This is a genomic window from Roseibium sp. AWQ4_254, assembly GCF_056161025.1.
Genome location: NZ_JBSWYH010000007.1, coordinates 1 through 21,319 on the forward strand (window position 1 = coordinate 1; position 21,319 = coordinate 21,319).

General features: G+C 56.6%; 18 protein-coding genes and 2 pseudogenes. 18 read left to right on the forward strand and 2 right to left on the reverse strand.

Annotated elements, in window-relative coordinates; genetic code table 11:
* A partial coding sequence (locus tag ACXAIC_RS06725) for a regulator of G-protein signaling domain-containing protein (protein WP_475175007.1) occupies nucleotides 1-2,143 on the reverse strand: 2,143 nt, incomplete at its 3' end.
* Nucleotides 2,144-2,325: 182 nt separating this feature from the next.
* Nucleotides 2,326-2,538 (reverse strand): annotated as a pseudogene (locus ACXAIC_RS06730) (transposase domain-containing protein); the annotation flags it as partial.
* Nucleotides 2,539-2,598: 60 nt separating this feature from the next.
* Between ACXAIC_RS06730 and ACXAIC_RS06735 the strand changes: the two are divergent.
* From ACXAIC_RS06735 to tssH, 18 genes and pseudogenes are all read left to right on the forward strand, one after another.
* Nucleotides 2,599-2,862 (forward strand): transposase, encoded by a 264-nt coding sequence (locus ACXAIC_RS06735; RefSeq protein WP_475175010.1) that lies wholly within the window; start codon nucleotides 2,599-2,601, stop codon nucleotides 2,860-2,862.
* A pseudogene (locus ACXAIC_RS06740) lies at nucleotides 2,792-3,349 on the forward strand (IS3 family transposase); the annotation flags it as partial. The gene ACXAIC_RS06735 and the pseudogene ACXAIC_RS06740, both read left to right, overlap by 71 nt.
* 297 nt (nucleotides 3,350-3,646) lie before the next feature.
* On the forward strand, nucleotides 3,647-4,312 hold the full coding sequence (locus ACXAIC_RS06745; protein WP_475175012.1) for a hypothetical protein: 666 nt from the start codon (nucleotides 3,647-3,649) through the stop codon (nucleotides 4,310-4,312).
* A 406-nt stretch (nucleotides 4,313-4,718) separates the two neighbouring features.
* A complete protein-coding gene (locus tag ACXAIC_RS06750) occupies nucleotides 4,719-5,252 on the forward strand; it encodes an RNA polymerase sigma factor (RefSeq protein WP_475175013.1) in 534 nt (177 codons plus the stop codon).
* A complete protein-coding gene (locus ACXAIC_RS06755) occupies nucleotides 5,245-5,901 on the forward strand; it encodes a hypothetical protein (RefSeq protein ID WP_475175015.1) in 657 nt (218 codons plus the stop codon). Before ACXAIC_RS06750 ends, ACXAIC_RS06755 begins: the two co-directional genes overlap by 8 nt.
* A gap of 59 nt (nucleotides 5,902-5,960) precedes the next feature.
* The gene (locus tag ACXAIC_RS06760) at nucleotides 5,961-7,121 is read left to right on the forward strand and encodes a S8 family peptidase (RefSeq protein ID WP_475175016.1); all 1,161 of its coding nucleotides are present in this window, start codon (nucleotides 5,961-5,963) and stop codon (nucleotides 7,119-7,121) included.
* 136 nt (nucleotides 7,122-7,257) lie between these two features.
* Nucleotides 7,258-8,253, forward strand: a complete 996-nt coding sequence (locus ACXAIC_RS06765; protein ID WP_475175017.1) for a peptidoglycan-binding domain-containing protein — start codon at nucleotides 7,258-7,260, stop codon at nucleotides 8,251-8,253.
* A 61-nt stretch (nucleotides 8,254-8,314) separates the two neighbouring features.
* On the forward strand, nucleotides 8,315-9,187 hold the full coding sequence (locus ACXAIC_RS06770; protein ID WP_475175018.1) for a Tll0287-like domain-containing protein: 873 nt from the start codon (nucleotides 8,315-8,317) through the stop codon (nucleotides 9,185-9,187).
* Complete coding sequence (locus tag ACXAIC_RS06775; protein WP_475175020.1) at nucleotides 9,180-10,541, forward strand: serine/threonine protein kinase; 1,362 nt, start codon at nucleotides 9,180-9,182, stop codon at nucleotides 10,539-10,541. The genes ACXAIC_RS06770 and ACXAIC_RS06775 overlap by 8 nt, the downstream gene beginning before the upstream one ends.
* Nucleotides 10,542-10,581: 40 nt before the next feature.
* The gene (gene tssA, locus ACXAIC_RS06780; RefSeq protein ID WP_475175021.1) at nucleotides 10,582-11,622 is read left to right on the forward strand and encodes a type VI secretion system protein TssA; all 1,041 of its coding nucleotides are present in this window, start codon (nucleotides 10,582-10,584) and stop codon (nucleotides 11,620-11,622) included.
* 65 nt (nucleotides 11,623-11,687) lie between these two features.
* On the forward strand, nucleotides 11,688-12,203 hold the full coding sequence (tssB, locus tag ACXAIC_RS06785) for a type VI secretion system contractile sheath small subunit (protein ID WP_475175022.1): 516 nt from the start codon (nucleotides 11,688-11,690) through the stop codon (nucleotides 12,201-12,203).
* A 3-nt stretch (nucleotides 12,204-12,206) separates the two neighbouring features.
* Entirely contained in the window at nucleotides 12,207-13,709 is a 1,503-nt protein-coding gene (gene tssC, locus ACXAIC_RS06790; protein WP_475175023.1) for a type VI secretion system contractile sheath large subunit, read from the forward strand.
* A gap of 70 nt (nucleotides 13,710-13,779) precedes the next feature.
* The gene (locus ACXAIC_RS06795; protein WP_475175025.1) at nucleotides 13,780-14,322 is read left to right on the forward strand and encodes an Hcp family type VI secretion system effector; all 543 of its coding nucleotides are present in this window, start codon (nucleotides 13,780-13,782) and stop codon (nucleotides 14,320-14,322) included.
* Nucleotides 14,323-14,421: 99 nt separating this feature from the next.
* The gene (locus ACXAIC_RS06800; RefSeq protein ID WP_475175026.1) at nucleotides 14,422-15,240 is read left to right on the forward strand and encodes a type VI secretion system accessory protein TagJ; all 819 of its coding nucleotides are present in this window, start codon (nucleotides 14,422-14,424) and stop codon (nucleotides 15,238-15,240) included.
* Nucleotides 15,233-15,724, forward strand: a complete 492-nt coding sequence (gene tssE / locus ACXAIC_RS06805; protein WP_475175027.1) for a type VI secretion system baseplate subunit TssE — start codon at nucleotides 15,233-15,235, stop codon at nucleotides 15,722-15,724. The genes ACXAIC_RS06800 and tssE overlap by 8 nt, the downstream gene beginning before the upstream one ends.
* 10 nt (nucleotides 15,725-15,734) lie before the next feature.
* Complete coding sequence (gene tssF / locus ACXAIC_RS06810) at nucleotides 15,735-17,609, forward strand: type VI secretion system baseplate subunit TssF (protein WP_475175029.1); 1,875 nt, start codon at nucleotides 15,735-15,737, stop codon at nucleotides 17,607-17,609.
* On the forward strand, nucleotides 17,573-18,595 hold the full coding sequence (gene tssG, locus ACXAIC_RS06815; protein WP_475175030.1) for a type VI secretion system baseplate subunit TssG: 1,023 nt from the start codon (nucleotides 17,573-17,575) through the stop codon (nucleotides 18,593-18,595). The genes tssF and tssG overlap by 37 nt, the downstream gene beginning before the upstream one ends.
* 18 nt (nucleotides 18,596-18,613) lie before the next feature.
* Nucleotides 18,614-21,310: a type VI secretion system ATPase TssH gene (gene tssH / locus ACXAIC_RS06820; RefSeq protein ID WP_475175031.1), complete on the forward strand. Its 2,697-nt coding sequence runs from the start codon at nucleotides 18,614-18,616 to the stop codon at nucleotides 21,308-21,310.
* Nucleotides 21,311-21,319 lie beyond the last annotated feature (9 nt).

Here is a 21,319-nt window from a genome sequence, read left to right on the forward strand (position 1 = left end):
CGCGAATGTCCTGTATCCGGGCCTCAATGTGCCCATCCAGCGTGTCAGGCAGACGTAGAACGAAGTCACTCAGGCTGAGGACGTCATCCCCGTTCCCGGCGGCGCTGCCGGGATCCGATTGATTGGCACCTGCCTGCTGGTCGGCACCCCCAATATCGCGGTCCAGCCACTCATCCAGCTCAGCAGAGATATTGCTGTCACCGCCATCGGTATCATCATCGAGCGCCCCCAAGATCAAATCGGTAACTTCCCTGACCTCGTCTTGGAAAATCGTACGTAAATGCGTTTCCTCGGGCATTCCACCCAAAAGCGCCTCTGCAAGCTCCCGTGCACGCGCTGTTGCCGTATCTTTGTCTCCTTCCATCAAGGCATTGCGAACGTCACGCATTAGATTCGGAACGACCGGGTTGCCTTGCAGGTGCCGTGCATTCTTGATCAGCCGTGCCAACTCGGATCTGCCGCCATCGGTATCATCATCGATCGTGCTATCGACCGCGGAAGTATCCAGGTCCACGCTTCGGAAGCGCTGCGCAAATGATGAACCATCATCGGAGCCATCATCATTGTCGTCGTCATTTGCACCGGGACCGCCTTCGGCAAGGCCGTTGCGAGCGATGCGCAGGATATAATTCAGCAACTCGCGGCGGCTGACCCGGCGTGCATCTTCAGGATTGGAGGCTTGGAGCAAATAATCGGCAAGAGCATCTGCGTTCTGCCGGATAAGGCCATCTTGACCGTCGCGGATATTGCCGCGAATGTCCTGTATCCGGGCCTCAATGTGCCCATCCAGCGTGTCAGGCAGACGTAGAACGAAGTCACTCAGGCTGAGGACGTCATCCCCGTTCCCGGCGGCGCTGCCGGGATCCGAACCACCGCCACTGTCACCGGGCTCACTACCTTCGCTCAGAAAACCGCTTTCGCGACGGTCCTGCTCGCGAAGCTCCTCCAACTGGCGCTCGAAGTCCTCATCATCCGGTGCAAATGTGCGCAGGGAAACTGGACGAAATTCGGAAAAATCGTCGGTGCTTCCACCCTGCTCCGCATTGGCCTCGCCCTGCTCCCAGGCTCTCTGCTCGACGCGGTTTCGGGCCAGCTGAAGGAGATAGTCACTCAAGTCGGAAAGGTGGAACGTTTCATGTTCGTCGCGGTGGACCAAGCCATTGAGTTCAAGAGCCAGATCTTTGGCAATTGTTATTGCTGTATCTTCATCATCGACGACATAAGCCGCCACGACCTCCGCCAACCGCGTATCGACCTCGCTAACCACACCATTCGGCAGGCGTTGGACGAATTCCTCCAAAGTGAGTTCAACCGGGAGCACGATCTCCTGCGGATACCGGTTGCGAATGAACCCGCCCTTAACCAGGTCCTCCATGAATTTCGCCGGCGCTATCGTCAGTCCGAGGTCTTGCAGGCAGGTTTTTGCCGCCTCCGTCGCGCTCTGCCAGTCCGGGTTTGTCGCATAGGCATATTTTTCCATGAAGGTCTGTATCGGCTTGTTGTCCGTCGTCCCCAGCTCGTCTGCAACAGCTGCTGGATTGTAAAGCTTTTTCCGCTCAATCCAGCCCTGCTTTTCGAGCCTTTCGAGAACCTCTATGGGCCGGATCTTAAGCTTGTCCTCGGAGATAATCCTATTTGCCATACGGAGCGATGCCGGATCCCAACCAAATTGCGAGAAATAGCGCACGAACTGTGTTACCGTATGGTGCGATCTGAAATCCGTCGGCTCGCCCCCATTTTCAAGGTGCCATTGCCAGAAGTCATCGCTGTCGTAAAATGCGCTGACATCGCCATTGGCTTCAAGCAATCCATCAACGACATTGACTGCGGCTTCAAGCCCGGCTTTGAATGCCGCATCGTCAAAGGATTTGAGTCCCGTAGGACCTTCTATCGCACCAACCGCCACCATTAAGGTTTGCCGGGTTTCGTGCGACAAGTTGAGGGGTTGAGGGCCGTCCGGGTCAATGAAGGTGTCATAGATCGTTTGATTTGGTTTGTTGGTTTTGTAAGCAATCAAGAATTCGATGTTTTCCTGAATGAAGCGCGGGCCTGCAAACCGGACGAAGATGTCCCAGAGTTCCGGAAATCCATCATACAACTCAAGCGGAGAGTCTGGATAACGTTTGGTACCAATAATCGTCATGGGTCTCACTCATCTGTGCCAAGCGGCAGTTCGTTACCGCAAAAGGGCCACTGCTTGTGTGGCTTCAAAGGTAAGTGCCGCGGGAGCGAGATCAGGTTCACAGTGTTATGTCTTTTCACTGCTACCGTAGTTCAAATGTGTCCGTCCGGTGAAGCCGGTCTTCATGGCGGCGACGTGCTCTGTTACGCTGCTTTTGCAGCGTAACACCAAGGCATGAGTTCGTTGATGCGATTGATCTTGTGGTCGGCGATTTGTGCCAGAACCCAGGTCAGCCAGGCTTGCGGGTCGATGCCGTTGAGTTTGGCCGTTTCGATCAGGGTATAGGCTATAGCCGCGGATTTGCCGCCGCCTTTTGAACCCATGAAGAGGTAGTTTTTTCGTCCAAGGGCAATTGGACCTGTCCCGGATTTGTACCGCTCCTTTGACTTGGTATTTTGCCACAAAGGAGAATGTTCATGGCATCACGTCACGGCGCGGAGTTTCGCGCAGAAGCAGTCCGGATAGCGCTGACCAGCGGCTTGTCGCGTAAGCAGATCGCCAGAGATCTTGGTGTTGGTTTCTCGACCTTGAACCGTTGGATACAGCAGGACCGGCGCGATCCCGAGAAACCGTCCACACATTCTGACCTTGAAAAGGACCAAGACGTTCAAGGCGGCTACCGACAGCAATCACAGGTTCAACATTGCGCCAAATCTGCTGAAGCGGGACTTTTCTGCTGACCGGCCGAACCGGAAATGGGCTGGTGACATCAGTTATGTGTGGACCCGGGAAGGCTGGCTCTACTTGGCTGTCATCCTAGACCTGCATTCCAGACGTGTCATCGGTTGGGCCGTGAGCAACCGGTTGAAACGGGATCTTGCTATCCGGGCCCTGAACATGGCCATTGCCCTGCGCCGCCCGCCCAAGGGCTGCATTCACCATACGGATCGCGGCAGCCAATATTGCTCCCACGACTATCAGAAGCTTCTGCGCCAGCATGGCTTCCAGATCTCAATGAGCGGAACAGGAAACTGCTTTGACAACACCGCCGTGGAAACCTTCTTCAAAACGATCAAGGCTGAGTTGTTGTGGCAGAAATCATGGACCTGCCGCCGCGATGCCGAATTGGCCATATTCGAATACATCAATGGCTTCTACAATCCGCGCCGATGGCACTCGGCTCTGGGATGGAAAAGCCTATTGGCATTCGAAGCCAGGATCGCTTAAATGAGAACTCGGGGCGGAATCAAACCGTGACAGGTCCAGGTTGTGGCTTGTGTGTCGGAAGGGTCACAAACTACTAAAAAATTACGATAAAATCTAAAATTTTAATAAATGTAATTACAATTTGCCGAAATTCCGCCGTGTTCGGCTGTTTACATTTAATTTCCATTTAAATTCCGAGCTCTGCGTTTACCTTTTCTAAAGTTAATGTTTCTCGGGCTTTCTCGTATGGTGAAAAATATGTAAATATTCGGTAGCCTATTTTATGAAAACTGGTCGTAAGTAAATAGAGTTTGAGATATGAACGAATTTATCCGGATTGCGCAGGCCTCCACGATCTCTACAACTCAAGGTGAAGGTTCCGCCCCTGCGGCACCTTCTGCTCTAAGACTTGAGGGGCCCGCAGCCGACCAGTCCATCGTGCTGGAGCGGCAGGCTGGGCAGGAGGTCGATTTCCGGCAGATCCTCGACGACGACATTTCCTTTTTCCGGATCGAGGGCGATCTGCAGATGATCTTCTCCGACGGCGGGTCGGTGGTCGTGAAAGGGTTTTTTGACGGGAACGCGGAGGCCCCGGTTGCCATTGTTGGCCCGGAACAGACCCTCTCCCTTGAAGGTTTTGAAGACGTTGCCAACTTGCAGACTGCGGACGACCTGCAAACGGCCGCCGGCCCCACCAGCAATCTGGGTGCGGCCCTTGGCGGTGCGCAGAGCTCTGGCCAGAACTTCCAGGCGGCCGATATCGGAGGGCTCGGCGACGGGCTTGGCATTACGGATCTCCTGCAAGGAGAGCCGCCGCTCGACAATTCCTTCCTCATTGAGGATGTTTTTAGCGGTGACCTGGATGGCGAAGTGGACACGGTACCGGTCATCGGGACGCCGGTGGACAGCACGCTGGACGAGGCCAATACCCCCGGCGGAACGGATCCGGATGCCCCGGTCACGAACGCTCCCGTGTCCGCGTAAAAGCACGCTCATCAGCACATTGCATGCCGTGCACGTTGGCAGCGCGAGTCATCATGTCAGGTCCGTCACCGGCCTGCGTTTGGGTAGCTGCGCGCGCGCAGCGCCGTTTCTGCAAACTCGAACTGTGTTTTCTCACCACAATCCTGGTTGCATCAAACAGGCAGCCGCCTGGCAATTCATGACGAGGAAAAACATGTCCAAGTTCCGAAATCGAGCCGACCTCTACGTCCATCCACCGCCGGATCAATGTCTACAGCGAAAATAATTTTCCATCTGCCTTGAACCTTTTCCCGGCCTTCAAAGCACCTACTCACCGACCACAAAAAAGCGGACCTTCAGAGTGAAACTGCTTAGATCCATCCGGAACAACCCGTCTAGCGGAAGCCCACCAACAGATGAACAACTGTTGTCTGCCATCACCCGAGGAGAAATGGCGGCCTTCGAAGAATTACACCGCCGCTACTTGCCTAAACTGATGCACTTCTCAAGACGCATTACGGACAGCCACGAAGCGTCCGAAGAAACGGCCAATGACACCTTGATGGTTGTATGGCGTTCGGCAAAGAACTTCGAAGGACGGTCCAAGCCGTCTTCCTGGATTTTTGGCATAGCCTACCGGCAGGCCATGAAGAAACGCCAGAAGCTCGATCGACACAAGGACGACATTATGCTCGACGAACATTTGGTGGACGATGATCATGACACAGCGGCGGATATTATCCGGCGAAAGGACATCGGCAAAGCCCTGCAGCAGCTCACTCCCGAATTGCGGGCTGTCGTTGACCTGACCTACTACAATGGCTATTACTATACGGAAATCGCCGAAATCCTCGGTTGCCCTGTTGGAACAGTGAAAACGCGGATGATGACCGCCCGCAGGAGGCTCCGTGTCATCATGAGTGACGAAGAGCAAACCAAGCCGGAGAACGCAGTTGCTTGACACCTCCAACAAGGAAGCAAATGGACATTGGGACGAAGCTTGGGAACTGATCCCGTGGTTCGTAAACGGCACGCTTTCGGACGCAGAAAGAGATCGCGTTTCTCACTACATCGAAACATGTCCTGACTTTGCAGCAGAGGTTGCAAGACAGCATGTCCTAAAAAAAAGAGTGGCAACCGAAGACACTTTTGAAGTGCCCCTTGCAAAGAACTGGGAGAGCTTGCAAGCGCAAATTCGTGCAGAGCAGCGTACGAGCGCAACGCCCGCCCCGGCCCATGTTGCAAGGGGGAACCCCGTTACGCGCTGGCTTAAAGATTTCAGGGGCGCGATTATGGTATCAGGCGCTGCTCTGGCCGCCTGTGCCGTCGCAATTGTCGTTATTCTGCCGGATCGCACCTCCGAATACACAACGCTGACCGAGGGTCGTGCTGTTGAAACTGGAACCATCAAGTTCCAAACGCACGGAGAATTGGGAGATGAAGCTCTCAAAACCCTGCTTACGCGTCACGGATTGGCGCTTGTTTCCGGCCCTTCGGAATCCGGTGTTTACACGGCGAGTCTGTCTGGTCAATCCGATCCGGCCACCGCAGCCCATGATCTCATGACTGCCCCCGAGATCCTGTTTGCCGCACCGGACAGCAAGCCGTGACGCGTTCTGCCCTGACAATCCGGATCGTACTTGCGAGCATTCTGCTTTCGCTCGCCCCGATGTCTGCCCAGGCGCAAAGCCTATCGACCCAATTTCAACTGGTCCCAGCCGACACTCTTTCTCAGGACAACCAATTGATCCTGACGGTTCCACTTGAAAACACTTCGCTTCTTCCGGCGGTCAGCGCGGCAATTCAGAATCGCTACGGTGTTACGCTTTCAGCCGAGTGGCCCCTGCGGTCCATCTCGGTCCATTGTCTTGTCATAGATACGAACGGCAGCCCGGATATCGATGGGTTGATCGCCCGCATGCGCGCAGATCCCCAGATCCGGACAGTTCAGCGGTTGCAGGTGTTCGATACCCTTCAAGGAGCATATTCCGACCCCCTCCTCCCGGCCCAGACGGCCCTGATCCAACTCAACGCGATCGCGGCGCAAAGAATTTCCATGGGTGACGGCGTCACCGTAGGCATCATTGATAGCCGCATCAACCGCAGCCATCCGGATTTGGCTCATCGTGTCCTGGACGCGCGTGATTTTGTTGGCTCGCCCCAAACCAGCCATGGAGAGGCGCATGGAACGGCCATGGCCGGAATCATTGCCTCCAATGCCAATAACGAGCTTGGAATTGCCGGCATCGCGCCCGAAGCGGATTTGGTTGACCTGCGCGCATGCTGGCAGAAAAACGCGTCTTCCGGACATTGCAACAGCTTTTCACTGGCCAGAGCGCTTAATTATGCCATTTTGAACAATATCCGGGTGATCAACATGAGCCTCGGCGGGCCTGCTGATCCTTTGCTGGAGGAGCTCATCCGCACGGCGGTCGACGGCGGGTTCATTATTGTCGCAGCGCGCGGCGAAGGACCCGAGCTGACTTTTCCCGCTTCTTTGCCTGGGGTTCTGGCCGCCGGGAGCAGCAATGCCAATGACTCTATCCCGGCCCCTTCTGTCGATGTTCTGACGACGTCGGCTGACGGTGACTATCATTATGTCTCGGGATCCTCTGTGGCCGCAGCTAACGTTAGCGGCGTCATAGCGCTCATGGTGTCCAAAACCCCGGATTTGACCAATACCGTGATCGAAAATGCGCTCCGCGCGTCTGTCATTCCCCAAGGCCGCGGCAGGATGCTGGATGCCTGCAAGGCCCTTCAGACCGTCAGCATGACAAGCATAGACTGCAGTGCTCACGCCATCCGGCCCTCCACTTCGCACAATAACTGAAACGCTCCGAACTTTTTTAACGCCCTCGTGAACCCGCGAAGGCTCCGCAGGCACTTATTAGGAAAAGGAGCCTGCGCATAAGTCATTCTTACGACCGGCTCCGCGTCTAAGCCTAACCGGAATGCGGAGACCGCAGATGAACATGCGCCCAGTTTTCGTCCTTTTCTTTTTGTTGCTAACGGCTCTCCCAGCCGCTGCGCAGGAAAATCGAGTTGTGGCACTGGTGATCACAGTCGGTAAGGTGACCGAGCGTGCGGATGTCATGCAGGCTTTACTCCAAACCATCGGCGTGGAAACGCTGCGAGCCGACAATCCGAACAATGCCGAACTACGCTCAATTCTGATCCGATTTTCCCGCGAAGCAGCCATTTCCCGCGCAGCTTTCGTCTATCTCCACACCCCTGTCGTGGATTTCCAGAAGCAAAGCTTCGTTCTCCCGGCGGGCGCCACGCTCAACCGGGGAACGGACCTTTTCACCCAGGCCCTGCCAATCCAGGCCTTTTCCCGGTCTGCCGGCCAGGCAGGACAAGGTGGAGCAACAATTGCCACTCTTGGCGCAGTTCCTTTCGAGCTACCCGACGGCACCGAACCATCAACAAGCGCACCTGGACCAATCTCTCAATTTTCTCCGGTTCTGGTAGGCCCGGAAAACGTCTTCCCCGAGATGATCGCAGCTTTTGAAAACGCGCTTCAAGCCGAAGAAGTGGAAGTCAGCACATTGCTGCGTCGCATGTCCGTGCTCAATGGGGTCACGATCTCGGAATTTCCGAAACAGCCCATTTTTCTGCGCACGAAATCCGGCAAAGAAGAGCCGGAAACAATCCCGGTTGCAGTCCCTCAAACCGAAGATACCGAAGAGAGCCCGGAAATCACGCCTGCTAAAACAGAGGAGCCGGCATCTGCGGCTCCGCCAGAAACGCTGGAAGAACTGGCTTTGCTCGAAGAAGCCCTCTCTCGCGCAACAAAGCGACTGGTGCAGAACCGGCTTCGCAACCAGGGGCATTACAAGGGATTGGTCGACGGAATCTTCGGCCCGCAAACCCGTGCCGCGATCGAAGCGTTCCAGGCAGACCGGGAGGAAGAACCTACCGGCCTTCTGACCCGACGCCAACTCATCGAACTCAGTTCCTGACGACGGCAATCACCCGGACCGCCTTCCCGTTGCCTCTACTTCGAAACCGAGGACAATCCCCATGGGCCTTCGCTTTAAATTCAACATTGTCCTGTTCCTGACATGCGTCCTGGGCATCGCCGCCACGTCGGGCATCGCCTTTTCTATTGTCCAGAAGTCAGCCGTCGAAGAAATTCACCACTCGATCGATCTTGTACGGGCCAATGCAATTGCCGTCCGAGGCTATACGGTCAACCAGATCACGCCGGCCTTGTCCGACGACAGCGAGATTCTTTTTTATCCGGAAACGGTTGCAGCGTTTTCGGCTCAATCGGTCTTCGCACGTTTCAAAAAGATGTTTCCCGAATTCAGCTACAAGGAAGCCGCTCTCAACCCGACCAACCCAGATGACCTGCCCAATGAACTCGAAGAAGAGCTGATCAACCGGCTTCGCGATGACCCGTCCCTCACGCAGATTTCCCGGGTAGTGGAAAACGGGGAAGGCAAGTTCCTGACAGTCGCCTTCCCGCTGACCATCAAGCAGGAGGGTTGCCTTCTATGCCACTCGACCCCCGAAGTGGCCCCTCCTGCAATGGTTGACCTCTATGGTGAAGAAAACGGCTTTGGGTGGGAGCTTGGTGAAACTGTGGGTGCGCAGATCATATCCGCACCCATGTCGATTGCCGACCGGCGCGCCCAGGAAACGGGGATTATCCTGATTGCAGGATTCACCCTGCTCTTCGTCCTGATCTTCATCATCACCAACATTATGTTGGGTGGCATCGTTCTGCGCCCGGTTCGCCGCATGTCGGATGTGGCCGAGAAGGTCAGTCTTGGAGATTTCTCCATTCCGGAATACCGCAAAAAAGGCAAGGACGAGATCAGCTCTCTTTCCCTTTCCTTTAACCGGGTTCGCCGCAGTCTCGAACGCGCCATGAGCATGATCGATGACTGATCGCACAATCATTGCCCCGGGAAATGGCGAGCGTTTCATTGGCAAGTATCGAATTGAAGGCCTTCTGGGTGAAGGAGCGATGGGACGCGTCTATGCCGGAATAGATCCCGACATCGAGCGGCCTGTTGCCATCAAGACCATTCACCAGCACCTGATCGATGCCGACGGAAGCCAGGATTGGCTGGATAGATTTGCCCGCGAAGCAAGGGCCGCAGGACGGGTGCTCCATCCAAACCTGGTCACAATCTTCGACTTCTTCCAGGCAAACAAGGTTCCCTACATCGTGATGGAGCGGGTTCGCTCCACAACGCTCGAAGACCGCCATTCAGACAACAAAACAATCCCGCTTGAAGAAGTCCATGCGATCATGTCGCAGGTTCTTGCGGGCCTTTCCTGCATTCACGCGGCGGGTATCGTCCACCGTGACCTGAAGCCTGCCAACGTGATGCTCACCGATGACGGCAGCATCAAGTTGACGGACTTCGGCATCGCCCGCCTGACCTCGATGGATGCAACAGGCGCCGGCATGATCGGGACACCGGCCTACATGGCTCCCGAACAAATGATGGGCACCGATGTCGATGCCCGCGCAGATATCTACGCCGCCGGCGTTGTCTTTTATGAAATGCTGACCGGCCGCAAGCCTTATCAAGGCGGTGGGGTCGAAGCGCTCTTCAATGCGCTAAAGGACGGCCAGATTACACTGCCGAGCAACCTCATAGATACACTTCCGCCCGATCTCGACCAGATCACCCTCAAAGCCATGAGCATTGAGCCGCAAAACCGGTTCGAAAATGCTGATGCCATGCGGGAGGCCCTCGCCAATGTCATGCCGAGGGCAGATCGAACCGGCCTGATCAACATGACGCCCCCAGCCGGTAAGCGAAGCCCGCGGGGGTCGGAATCCTCCTCCATGGCGAACCGCCTGAGTTCACAAACACTACTTGAGGTGGAGAAACACCTGACCTCCGGCCTCGGGCCGATGGGCCGGGTCATAGTCCGACGCGCAGCCGAACGCTCCAGCAGTCCCCGGGAAATGATCGAAACCGTGCTTGGAGAGTTTTCCGATGTCGACGAACGCAATCAGGTCAAGGCAGTCATCGAAACCATCATTGAATCCGACACTTCAAACCTGGTGCTTAAAGCCTCCCTTGCGGGTCTTCCCGAAGAAACCGTGCAAACCGTTGTTACCCAATTGAAGGCGCATCTTGGTCCGATCGCCAAGATTCTGGTCGCCAAGGCCGCTGGTGAAGCGACCTCCCTGGAGGACCTCGCCCAGAAAGTTGCACTCCACCTGGATGATGAAAAGGAACGCCGGCAGTTCCTGAACGCCGTCAACACGGGGCAAGCCTGAAGCACTTCGCTAAAAGTCTCAAACCATTGGAAGACAAGACATGCTCGAACTGGACGAACTCCTTCAAAGCTTTGGCGAGGACGCCCCAAGCGGCGAAGACCTGACCTACGACAGCGCCTATACAGAGTTGGAATTGGCCAGCCAGCAAGGCGAGGAGAAGGTGGTTGGAGATGCCGTCATCGCAGCGGAAGAACCGGACTATGTTGACGTTGTTGACAAGGCCAGAACACTGCTTGCTCGAACCAAAGATCTTCGTGTCGCGGCCATCCTTGCCAATGCAGCTCTTCGTACCGGCGGTCTGCCTGCTTTTGAAGAGGTCCTGTCCTATGTCCGCGGTTGCCTGGAACAACATTGGAAGAGTGTCCATCCGCAGCTTGATGAGGAAGACGATGACGACCCGACCATGCGGGTCAACGCAGTCCTTGGCCTGACTGACCGAGAAACCATACTCTCTTCACTAAGACTTGCGCATTTGACGAATAGCCGGACTTTTGGCCAGTTCTCGATGCGCGATATCCTGACCGCCGAAGGAGAGATGCTGTCTCCACCGGACCTGGAAAATATTCCGACCGATCAAGAGGTATCCGCTGCTTTCAAGGATACTGATCCGGAATACCTTGCATCGCTGGCAGAGGCCGTTGCCAATAGCCTGGAGCACGTCAAAGCGATTGATGCAGTTTTTGACGAAAAGGCCGGTGCCCTCGGTCCGGATCTGGCACCTCTTCAAAAAGCGCTTTTCGAAATCAACCGCCGATTGGCCAATTATGCGCAAATCGACAGCGCCGGCATGTCCGAAACATCCGACGAGGATGATGCAGAACCTACAGCAGAAGCAACCCGGAACGCGTCAGCAAGTGCACCACTCGGCGCCATCAACTCTCCGGAAGACGTGAAAAAGGCGATCGACCGGATCATCGAATACTACGCAAGGTGCGAACCTTCCAGCCCCCTGCCGCTCTTGCTTAAGCGGGCGCATCGGCTCGTGTCCGCCGACTTCGTAACCATCATGCGGGACATGGCCCCGCTCGGCGTCGAAAACGTCGCGCTCATCGGCGGATTCGAGGCGGAAGAAAATGATTGATCCCCGGATGAACCCTTTGGCCGCAGGCAGGCACTTACCTGCAGACAACCACGGGAACCATTATCATGGCCAGCAGTCAGAAATTTATCGCCCGCAATCGGGCACCTCGCGTTCAGATCGAATATGACGTCGAGCTCTACGGTGCGGAAAAAGAGGTCCAACTGCCCTTCGTGATGGGCGTCATGTCGGATCTTTCTGGCAAGTCCGAGGAACCGCTTCCATCCGTTGCGGACCGCAAGTTCCTCGAGATCGACGTCGACAATTTCGATGATCGCATGAAATCGATGAAGCCGCGTGCAGGATTCACGATTCCGAACACATTGACCGGGACCGGCAACCTTGCGGTGGATATCACGTTTGAAAGCCTCGAGGACTTCTCGCCGGCGGCTATCGCGAAAAAGGTCGAGCCCCTGAAAAAATTGCTCGATGCGCGAACCCAGCTCTCGAATCTGACCACTTACATGGACGGGAAGACCGGCGCGGAAAATCTGATGGCGCAGATCATTCAAGACCCTGCCCTGCTAAAGGCCCTGGCCAGTGCACCAGCCTCCTCCCCTGCGTCTGACGAAAACGAGGAATAAGCTATGAGCGAGACCACGCAAGAGGCAGCCGGCGCCGAACCCCAAACTGAAACGACCTTTGGATCCAGCGAATTCGCTTCGCTCCTCCAAAAGGAATTCCGGCCCAAGTCCGACCAGGCAAAAAGCGCGGTTGAGGAAGCCGTCCGGACCCTCGCGGAACAGGTTTTGCAGAATCAGGCACTTGTTTCGGATGATGCGCTTCGCTCCATCGAAGGCATTATTGCCGAGATCGACAAGAAGCTGACCGAGCAGATCAATCTGATCCTTCATCATGCTGATTTTCAGCAGTTGGAAAGTGCCTGGCGCGGCCTTCATTTCCTCGTCAACAACACCGAAACCGACGAGATGCTGAAGATCCGGGTCCTGAACATTTCCAAGAAGGACCTGTCGAAGACACTGCGCAAGTTCAAGGGAACGGCCTGGGATCAGTCTCCAATCTTCAAGAAGCTCTATGAAGAAGAGTACGGACAGTTTGGCGGCGAGCCATATGGCTGCCTTGTCGGCGATTATCATTTCGACCACAGCCCCCGGGACGTTGAGATCCTGAGTGAAATGTCGAAAGTCGCTGCGGCCGCTCACGCTCCGTTCCTGACTGGCGCTGATCCAAGCCTGTTTCAGATGGATTCCTGGTCGGAACTCGCCAATCCGCGCGATCTGACCAAGATCTTCCAGACCCCGGAATATGCTGCCTGGCGCTCCCTGCGCGAGAGCGAAGACAGCCGGTATCTGGGTCTGGCGATGCCGCGTTTCCTTGGCCGCTATCCTTATGGTGACAAGACCGACCCGATCGAAGAGTTCGCCTTCGAGGAGGATACGGAAAGCGCATCATCGGAGAGCTATTGCTGGGTGAATGCCGCCTACGGTATGGCCCGCAACATCACCCGATCGTTCAAGGAATATGGCTGGTGCACCCGAATTCGCGGTGTTGAATCGGGTGGTGTCGTCGAGAACCTCCCCACCCACACGTTCCCGACCGATGATGGTGGGGTGGACATGAAGTGCCCAACCGAAATTGCCATTTCCGATCGCCGGGAAGCGGAACTTGCAAAGAACGGCATGATGCCGCTGATCCACCGCAAGAACAGCGACATGGCGGCTTTCATAGGCGCCCAGTCCCTGCAGAAACCGACCGAATATGATGATCCGGACGCGACCGCCAACGCCAATCTGGCGGCACGGCTTCCATATCTCTTCGCCACCTGCCGCTTTGCCCACTACCTGAAATGCATTGTCCGCGACAAGGTTGGGTCCTTCCGCGAACGGGAAGACATGCAGAACTGGCTGCAGGACTGGATCAACAAATACGTTGACTACAACGCAGACAACTCCCCCGAGGAAGTCAAGGCCCGCCACCCCCTCGCGGCTGCCGAAGTGCAGATCGAAGAGGTCGAAGGCAACCCTGGCTACTACTCCTCAAAATTCTTCCTGAGGCCGCACTACCAGCTGGAAGGGCTCTCGGTTTCCCTCCGCCTGGTGTCCAAACTGCCGTCTCAAAAAGGTGAGTAAGACCTCCAGCTGGAGGTAGTCCTCCAGCTCCCCCTCAATTTCAGAACAGACACTGTGAAAGGACATTCTCATGGCTTTTGACGCATTTCTTTACTTCAAAGACTCCAAGAACAAAGTGGTCGGTGAAACGACCGACAAGGAAATGGGCAGCAACAATGCCTTTGAACTCCGCTCCTTCGAGTTCGGTGCGGAAACCAACGTCAATATCGGATCGGATACCAGCGGTGCCGGTGCAGCCGGCAAGACCACATTCAAGGACTTCCAGATCACCAAGCGGACCGATACGGCGTCCTGCGCCCTGTTCAATGCGCTTTGCAGCGGAAAGCACTTTTCGGAGGCGATTATCGAGTTGCGCCGTTCCGGCGGTGAAGCTGGCCGGACCGGAAAGACCTTCATGACAATTCACTTCAAGATGGTCATGGTGAAGGACATGTCCTGGAGCGGTTCGGAAGGCGACGATGTCCTGGAAGAAACGATCATCTTCGAGTACGGCGCCATCAAGATCGAATACTCCAAGCAGTCCAAGGACGGCTCTCTGAAGAAAGCAGACGGCAACCAGGGCGAGGCGAAGTGGAGCCGCGTCCTCAACACCGCCGACTATCAGGTCAACTAAAGATCTCACTAAAAGCATACCTATTCGGGCGCGGCCCAGGCCGCGCCCGTCCCCCGGCACACGCATCAAAGGCAATTTGGCATGGACGCGGAGCACCTTTTGAAAAAGGGCGACCTGGATGGAGCGCTCTCATCCTTGCAAATGGCCATCCGCAAATCGCCGGAGGATCCGCGTCTTCGCGTCTTTCTTTTTCAACTTTTATGTATCATGGGTAACTGGCAGCGGGCGGTTGCACAGTTGAAGACTTGTGCCACCCTTGATCCGTCATGCGAGAACATGGCGCAGACCTATCGCTCCGCAATCCTCTGCGAAATCCTGCGCGAACAGGTTTTTGTCGGCAACAAGCCGCCAACCGTTTTCGGCGAGCCGGAAGTCTGGACAGCAGGCTTGATCGAAGCCCTGAAGCTTGAAGCACAGGGCGAAGTCAATGCCTGTGAGGATTTGCGCCAATCCTCCTTCGAAGCCGCCCCGGCGATAGCCGGGGTGGTTGATGGGTCGCCCTTTTCCTGGATTGCGGATGCGGACCCCCGTCTGGGCCCCATCCTGGAAGTGATCGTCAACGGCCGCTATTTCTGGGTGCCTTTTTCAAATATCTACAAGCTTCAGATGGAGGCTCCCGAAGACCTGCGAGATTACGTCTGGATGCCGGCCAGCATCACCTGGCGCAGCGGCGGGACCACCGTCGCACTCATACCGACCCGCTATGATGGCTCCCACGCTTCTACAGACACTGCAATTTGTCTTGCGCGCAAGACAAGCTGGATCACCGAAGGGGAACAGGTCCTGAAAGGTGAAGGGCAGCGTCTTCTCGTGACAGATGCCGAGGACATCGCACTCATGCAACTGCGCGAGTTAATTCTTGGCGAAGCCCCAAGCAGCGCAACTTCACTCGAAACAGCGGTATTAGACGATGGTTGACCGGCGGCTTTCCGAACGTCTCCAACCATCTCTGCTTGACCGGCTTACCGATGAGGCTCCGGAAGAGACCAAAGAAGCTGGCGCAGACCGCTTCATCGATCTTCCACGTCTGCGGTCGATCATCCAGCGTGATCTTGCCTGGCTTTTAAATACGTCAAACCTCGAAGCTGCCCACGACTTGGAACAGTACCCTCAAATTGCCCGGTCGGTCGTCAACTATGGCATCCCGGATCTTTCCGGCACTGTCCGCACCAGCCATCGGGCCGTCGAGATCCAGCAATCCATCCGGAGGGCCATCGAAACTTTCGAGCCCCGGATTTTGCCCGAAACGCTGGACATCTCGATCCAGGGCCAAAGTAACCAGGCCGGATCCGTGCTCTCTCTAGACATCCGTGGAGAACTTTGGGCTGAACCAGTACCAGTCGACATTTACCTGCGCACCGCACTTGATGTGTCGACCGGCCAGGTTTCCTTGACAAGTTAGGGTTAGCGCCATGGATACCCGACTGCTCAGACGCTACGAAGAAGAACTCAGTTTCATCCGCGAAATGGGAGCTGAGTTCGCTGAAACCTATCCGAAGATCGCATCCCGTCTCGGCATGGACCATACGGAGGTCAACGACCCGTACGTCGAAAGGTTGCTTGAAGGTTTTGCCTTCATGGCCTCCCGGGTTCAGCTCGAGCTTGATCTTCAATACCCCGTCTTCACCCAGAACCTTCTGGAAATCGTCTACCCTCATTTTCTTGCACCGACCCCGTCAATGACCGTCGCAAGACTGGTACCGGATATGGCGCAAGGTGGGTTTGAGCGTGGATATATGCTGCCCCGGGGAACGATTCTTCGTAGCGAGATCCTTGAAGGCGAACAGACCGCCTCTCAGTTCTCAACCTCGCAAGACACGACACTTTGGCCGCTAGAAATCACTGAAGCCGAATATGTTGAAGGCCGCGGCGAACTCGTGGCCGCAGGGCTGGGAAAAAACAACAAGGCGAAGGCAGCCTTGCGCCTGCGTATTCACAGGGTCGGTAACCTTCCGCTCCAGGACTTGCCAGTGGATCGCCTGACCCTTTTCTTTGCGGGTGCCGGTGCAGAACCTTGGCGGCTTTATGAAGCTGTCTTGGCAAAGGGTATCGGATTGGCCGGACGCTCGACGGATCGCAGAAACGACTGGAACCAGGATCTCGGCAAGGACATAACCCCTCGCGGTTTCGATCAGGAGGAGGCGCTTCTCCCGGTTCCGGGCCAGTCCTTTGAAGGGTACCGCCTGTTGCAGGAATATTTTGCCATGCCGCAGCGCTTCTTCTTCGTTGATCTTGCAGGTCTTCAGCCTGCGATCAAGCGGACCGAAGGCTACGACCTCGACATCTATGTTCTCCTTGAAGACGACTATCCGTCGCTGAAATCCGTATCTGCAGCAAGTTTCGAGCTCCATGCGGTTCCCGCGATCAATCTATTTTCCAAACGCTGTGACCGCGTTCCCGTCGCCAGTACCGATGTGGATCACCATGTCACGGCGGATCGCATGGCGCCTTTGGACTACGAGATCTACCAGCTGGAAGAGGTCGTCGGAATCGGTGCGGAAGGCGCGGACGATACTCCATTCCAGCCGTTCTACAGCGCCAAAAACTACACACCGTTTGGCGATTCTCATGGGGCGTATTTCAGCGTCCGCCGGAGGTTGCGCCAACGTTCCGAAAAGCAAAGGCTCAAAGGCGGGCGGACCTCCTACCTCGGCACCGAATTCTACCTGTCCTTGAGCGATCGCAGCCAGGCCCCGTATTCCGGAAACATCAAACAGCTCGCCGTGCGCGCACTCTGCACCAATCGCGATTTGCCCCTCTATACCCCGATAGGCAAAGGGGACACCGATTTCGTCCTTCCTGACGGCGGCCCGGTCGCAGAGGCCCGTGCTATCGTTCCGCCGACCCGTCCCCGGCATTGCCTGGCGGAAGGTAGCCGATCCTGGCAGTTGGTAAGCCACCTCAGCCTCAATTACCTCTCTCTCGTCAACGCCGACCGGGGATCCGGCGCTGCGGCACTTAGAGAATTGCTCGGCCTTTATGCCCCGGTGGGTGAAACCGCCATCGCCAAGCAGATGGAAGGGCTTGTTTCGGTAAACTCGCGCCCCATCGTGCGACGCATAACCGAAGGTCCCCTATCGACGGCAGTCCGTGGGCTGGAGGTCAAGATAGGCTTTGACGAAAGTTTCTTCGAAGGAGCGGGCTGTTATGTCCTAGGTGCGGTCCTTGAAACGTTTTTCGCGAAATACGTGACGCTGAACAGCTTCACCGAAACCGGCATTCATTCACAGCAGCGGGGAGACATCGCAAGATGGCCGGCGAAGAGCGGGAAGCGGACGCTGATCTGAGCCGCCTCCGCGCGCTTGGGCAGACCCCGGAAAAATATCATATTTTCCAGGCGCTTCGGCTGATCGAGGCGGCCTATGATGATCATCCGCGTCTTGGCCGGTCGAAAAGCCCGTCGCAAGACCCTGTCCGCTTGGGACAGACCCCCGCGATGGCTTTCCCGACATCGACAATCTCATCCTTCGACAAGGATCCCGAAAGCGGCCGCCACCAGCTGTCCCAGTACGTCTTCGGGCTATTCGGTCCGCACGGGGCCCTTCCACTTAACCTCACCGACTACGCCCGAGACCGGTCTCGAAATCATCGTGACAAGACGCTGTCCGCCTTTGCCGATGTCTTTCATCACCGGATGATTTCCCTGTTTTACAGGGCCTGGGCGACCGGCGAGCCGGCACCCTCCTTCGACCGCCCTGATGACGATCCCTTCGGCGCAAAGCTTGATGCCATCGCCGGCATCGACGGCGAAGCCTTCAAAGACCGCGATGCCATGCCGGATCTGGCCAAACGGCATTTTGCCGGGCTCATGTCGGCAGCCCCCCGCAGCGAAGCGGGTCTTGCAGCGGTGCTCAAGGAGTTCTTTCGTTCCGAGGTCACCATCGAGAGCTTCATCGGCAGCTGGCTGCATCTGGAATCGCACGATCGCGGACAACTCGGCGCTGCCGCGCTTGGCGGCCAGGCCAGTCTCGGTGAGAAGGTCTGGTCCCGGGAAGCCAAATTCCGGGTGCGGATCGGCCCCTTGTCGCTCGCCGATTACGAGCGCCTCCTGCCGGATGGCGAAGGCCAGAAACGGCTGGCGGCGATAATCCGAAACTATGCCGGTGATGCGCTGGAATGGGAGGCCAATCTCGTTCTCCTGAAGAGCGACGTTCCGCCCCTGCTTCTTGGCGAAAGCGGACAACTCGGCCGGACAAGCTGGATCGGGCAGCGGGAAGACCGAGACGCCGACGACCTTTGTGTCACGCCCCCGCGCGGCCTCCCTCTTATTTGAGCTTATAGGACAACACTCATGACAGAAATAGGCCGTCTTGCCCTTTTCGGAAAACTCAACCGGCTCGGTTACCAGTCGATCGAAAGTGCCACCGTTTTCTGCAAGATGCGGGGCAATCCCTATGTCGAGCTTGCCCACTGGATCCACCAGATCCTTCAAGGGCAGGACAGCGACCTGCACAGGCTCATTCGCCACTACGAGCTGGACCCGGCGCGGGTCGCCCGCGATCTGGTTGCCAATCTGGATAGCCTGCCACGGGGAGCATCCTCCATTTCCGACCTGTCCTCCCATCTGGAAGAAGCGGTCGAGCGCGCCTGGGTTTATGGCTCGCTCATGTTCAAGGAAAGGCAGGTTCGAACCGGTCACCTTGTTCTCGGTATTCTCAAGACACCGGCCTTGCGCAATCTTCTTGAAGGCATGTCTTCCGAATTCAAGAAGATCAAGGCGGATGATCTGGCGGTAAACTTTCAATCGATCCTGAGCGGCTCCCCAGAAGAAGGATTACCACCCCAGGACGGGTCCGGCGTAAGTACTCATGCCGACGGCGCGGGCGAGCCCGGTGCAACATCACCGCAATTGGGCGGGTCTGCCGCGCTTGACCAATTCTGCATCGATCTGACGGAAAAAGCCCGCCAGGGTGAAATCGACCCGGTGATGGGCCGTGACGAAGAAATCCGCCAGGTTGTCGACGTGCTGATGCGGCGGCGGCAGAACAATCCGATCCTCACCGGAGAAGCCGGTGTCGGCAAGACGGCCGTAGTTGAAGGCTTTGCCCTGCGCATTGCCGCCGGAGATGTTCCACCGAATCTACAGCAGGCACGCTTACTCTCCCTGGATGTTGGCCTTCTGCAGGCCGGTGCTTCCATGAAGGGCGAGTTTGAGAACCGTTTGAAAACCGTCATCGAAGAAGTCCAGGCAAGTCCGGTGCCTATCGTCTTGTTCATCGACGAAACCCATACGCTTGTCGGTGCCGGTGGAGCAGCAGGAACCGGCGATGCAGCAAATCTTTTGAAACCCGCGCTCGCCCGGGGTACCTTGCGAACCATCGGCGCGACAACCTGGAGCGAATACAAGAAACACATCGAAAAGGATCCTGCCCTGACCCGGCGTTTCCAGGTTATCCAGGTTGCCGAGCCAGACGAGGCCCGCGCAATCCTTATGATGCGCGGTGTTGCCTCCATGCTGGAACATCACCATACGGTGCAGGTGCTCGATGAAGCCCTGGAAGCCGCAGTCAAGCTGTCCGCACGCTACATCCCGAGCCGGCAACTTCCGGACAAGTCCGTCAGTGTCCTCGACACGGCCTGCGCCCGGGTGGCGATCAGTCTTCATACGACCCCCGCGTCCATTGAAGACTGCCAGCGCTGTATGGATGCCCTGAAAACCGAACTGGAAATCATCGACCGCGATGAGACTGCCGGGACAGAGGTTGCAGACCGGCGTCAGCGGACGACCGAAGACCTGGAAGCGGAAACCAGTCGCCTCGCCGAACTCACAGACCGCTGGGACACAGAGAAAGATCTGGTCACTCAGATCCTGGACCTCAGGACCAGACTGCGCGAGGGCGGGAAGCAGGTCGATGATGACAACAGGGATGGTCCAGCCAACACCTCTCAAGAAGTCGACAGAGAGGCCGCGCTGGCCGAACTGCGGGCGAAACAGGCCGAGCTTGAAGCTCACCAGGGGGAAAACCCGCTTGTTCTTCCCATCGTAGACGGGCAGGCCGTCGCCTCTGTGGTCGCGGACTGGACCGGTATTCCCGTCGGCCGCATGGTCAAGGATGAAATCAAGACTGTATTGAATCTCGCCGAACACCTGTCAAAAAGGGTCATCGGTCAAGATCATGCGATGGAGATGATTGCCAAGCGGGTCAAGGCCTCCAGAGCCGGGCTTGATAATCCCTCAAAGCCTATCGGTGTCTTTCTGCTGGCCGGTACGTCTGGGGTCGGCAAGACCGAAACGGCTCTTGCGCTTGCAGAAACCCTCTACGGTGGTGAGCAAAATATCATTACCATCAACATGTCGGAATATCAGGAAGCCCATACGGTCTCGAGCCTGAAAGGCGCGCCTCCGGGATATGTTGGCTATGGCGAAGGCGGTGTGCTGACGGAAGCGGTCCGCCGTAAACCCTATTCTGTCGTTCTGCTCGATGAGGTTGAAAAGGCACATCCGGATGTGCACGAGGTGTTTTTCCAGGTTTTCGATAAGGGCATGATGGAGGATGGCGAAGGCCGGATGATCGATTTCCGCAACACGCTGATCCTGCTGACGTCCAACGCAGGCTCTGATGTCATCATGGATTTGTGCTCAGATCCGGACCTCATGCCGGACCCGGAAGGCATGGCAAAGGCCCTACGCGATCCTCTCCTGAAGGTGTTCCCGCCTGCCCTTCTCGGTCGCATGGTCGCCATCCCCTATTATCCGCTGTCTCCGGAGATGATCGGCAGCATCACCCGATTGCAGCTTGAAAAAATAGCCAAGCGGGTCCGGGAAACCTACGAAGTGCCGTTCACTTACTCTGATGCCGTGGTCGATACGATCGTCTCGCGTTGTCAGGACCTTGAAAGCGGTGGCCGCATGATCGATGCGATCGTCACCAACACAATGCTTCCTACCGTCTCGACCGAATTCCTCACCCGGATGCTGGACGGAGGGACTGTCGAGAAGATCCAGATCGACGTGGCCGACGGCGATTTCACCTACGCTTTTGGCTGAACGACCGGC

Bases quoted from the DNA above. Each gene is read 5' to 3' on its own strand.
- ACXAIC_RS06735 (WP_475175010.1), top strand. From the start codon at position 2,599: ATGGCATCACGTCACGGCGCGGAGTTTCGCGCAGAAGCAGTCCGGATA.
- ACXAIC_RS06745 (WP_475175012.1), top strand. From the start codon at position 3,647: ATGAACGAATTTATCCGGATTGCGCAGGCCTCCACGATCTCTACAACT.
- ACXAIC_RS06760 (WP_475175016.1), top strand. From the start codon at position 5,961: ATGTCTGCCCAGGCGCAAAGCCTATCGACCCAATTTCAACTGGTCCCA.
- ACXAIC_RS06765 (WP_475175017.1), top strand. From the start codon at position 7,258: ATGAACATGCGCCCAGTTTTCGTCCTTTTCTTTTTGTTGCTAACGGCT.
- ACXAIC_RS06770 (WP_475175018.1), top strand. From the start codon at position 8,315: ATGGGCCTTCGCTTTAAATTCAACATTGTCCTGTTCCTGACATGCGTC.
- ACXAIC_RS06775 (WP_475175020.1), top strand. From the start codon at position 9,180: ATGACTGATCGCACAATCATTGCCCCGGGAAATGGCGAGCGTTTCATT.
- tssA (WP_475175021.1), top strand. From the start codon at position 10,582: ATGCTCGAACTGGACGAACTCCTTCAAAGCTTTGGCGAGGACGCCCCA.
- tssB (WP_475175022.1), top strand. From the start codon at position 11,688: ATGGCCAGCAGTCAGAAATTTATCGCCCGCAATCGGGCACCTCGCGTT.
- tssC (WP_475175023.1), top strand. From the start codon at position 12,207: ATGAGCGAGACCACGCAAGAGGCAGCCGGCGCCGAACCCCAAACTGAA.
- ACXAIC_RS06795 (WP_475175025.1), top strand. From the start codon at position 13,780: ATGGCTTTTGACGCATTTCTTTACTTCAAAGACTCCAAGAACAAAGTG.
- tssE (WP_475175027.1), top strand. From the start codon at position 15,233: ATGGTTGACCGGCGGCTTTCCGAACGTCTCCAACCATCTCTGCTTGAC.
- tssF (WP_475175029.1), top strand. From the start codon at position 15,735: ATGGATACCCGACTGCTCAGACGCTACGAAGAAGAACTCAGTTTCATC.
- tssG (WP_475175030.1), top strand. From the start codon at position 17,573: ATGGCCGGCGAAGAGCGGGAAGCGGACGCTGATCTGAGCCGCCTCCGC.
- tssH (WP_475175031.1), top strand. From the start codon at position 18,614: ATGACAGAAATAGGCCGTCTTGCCCTTTTCGGAAAACTCAACCGGCTC.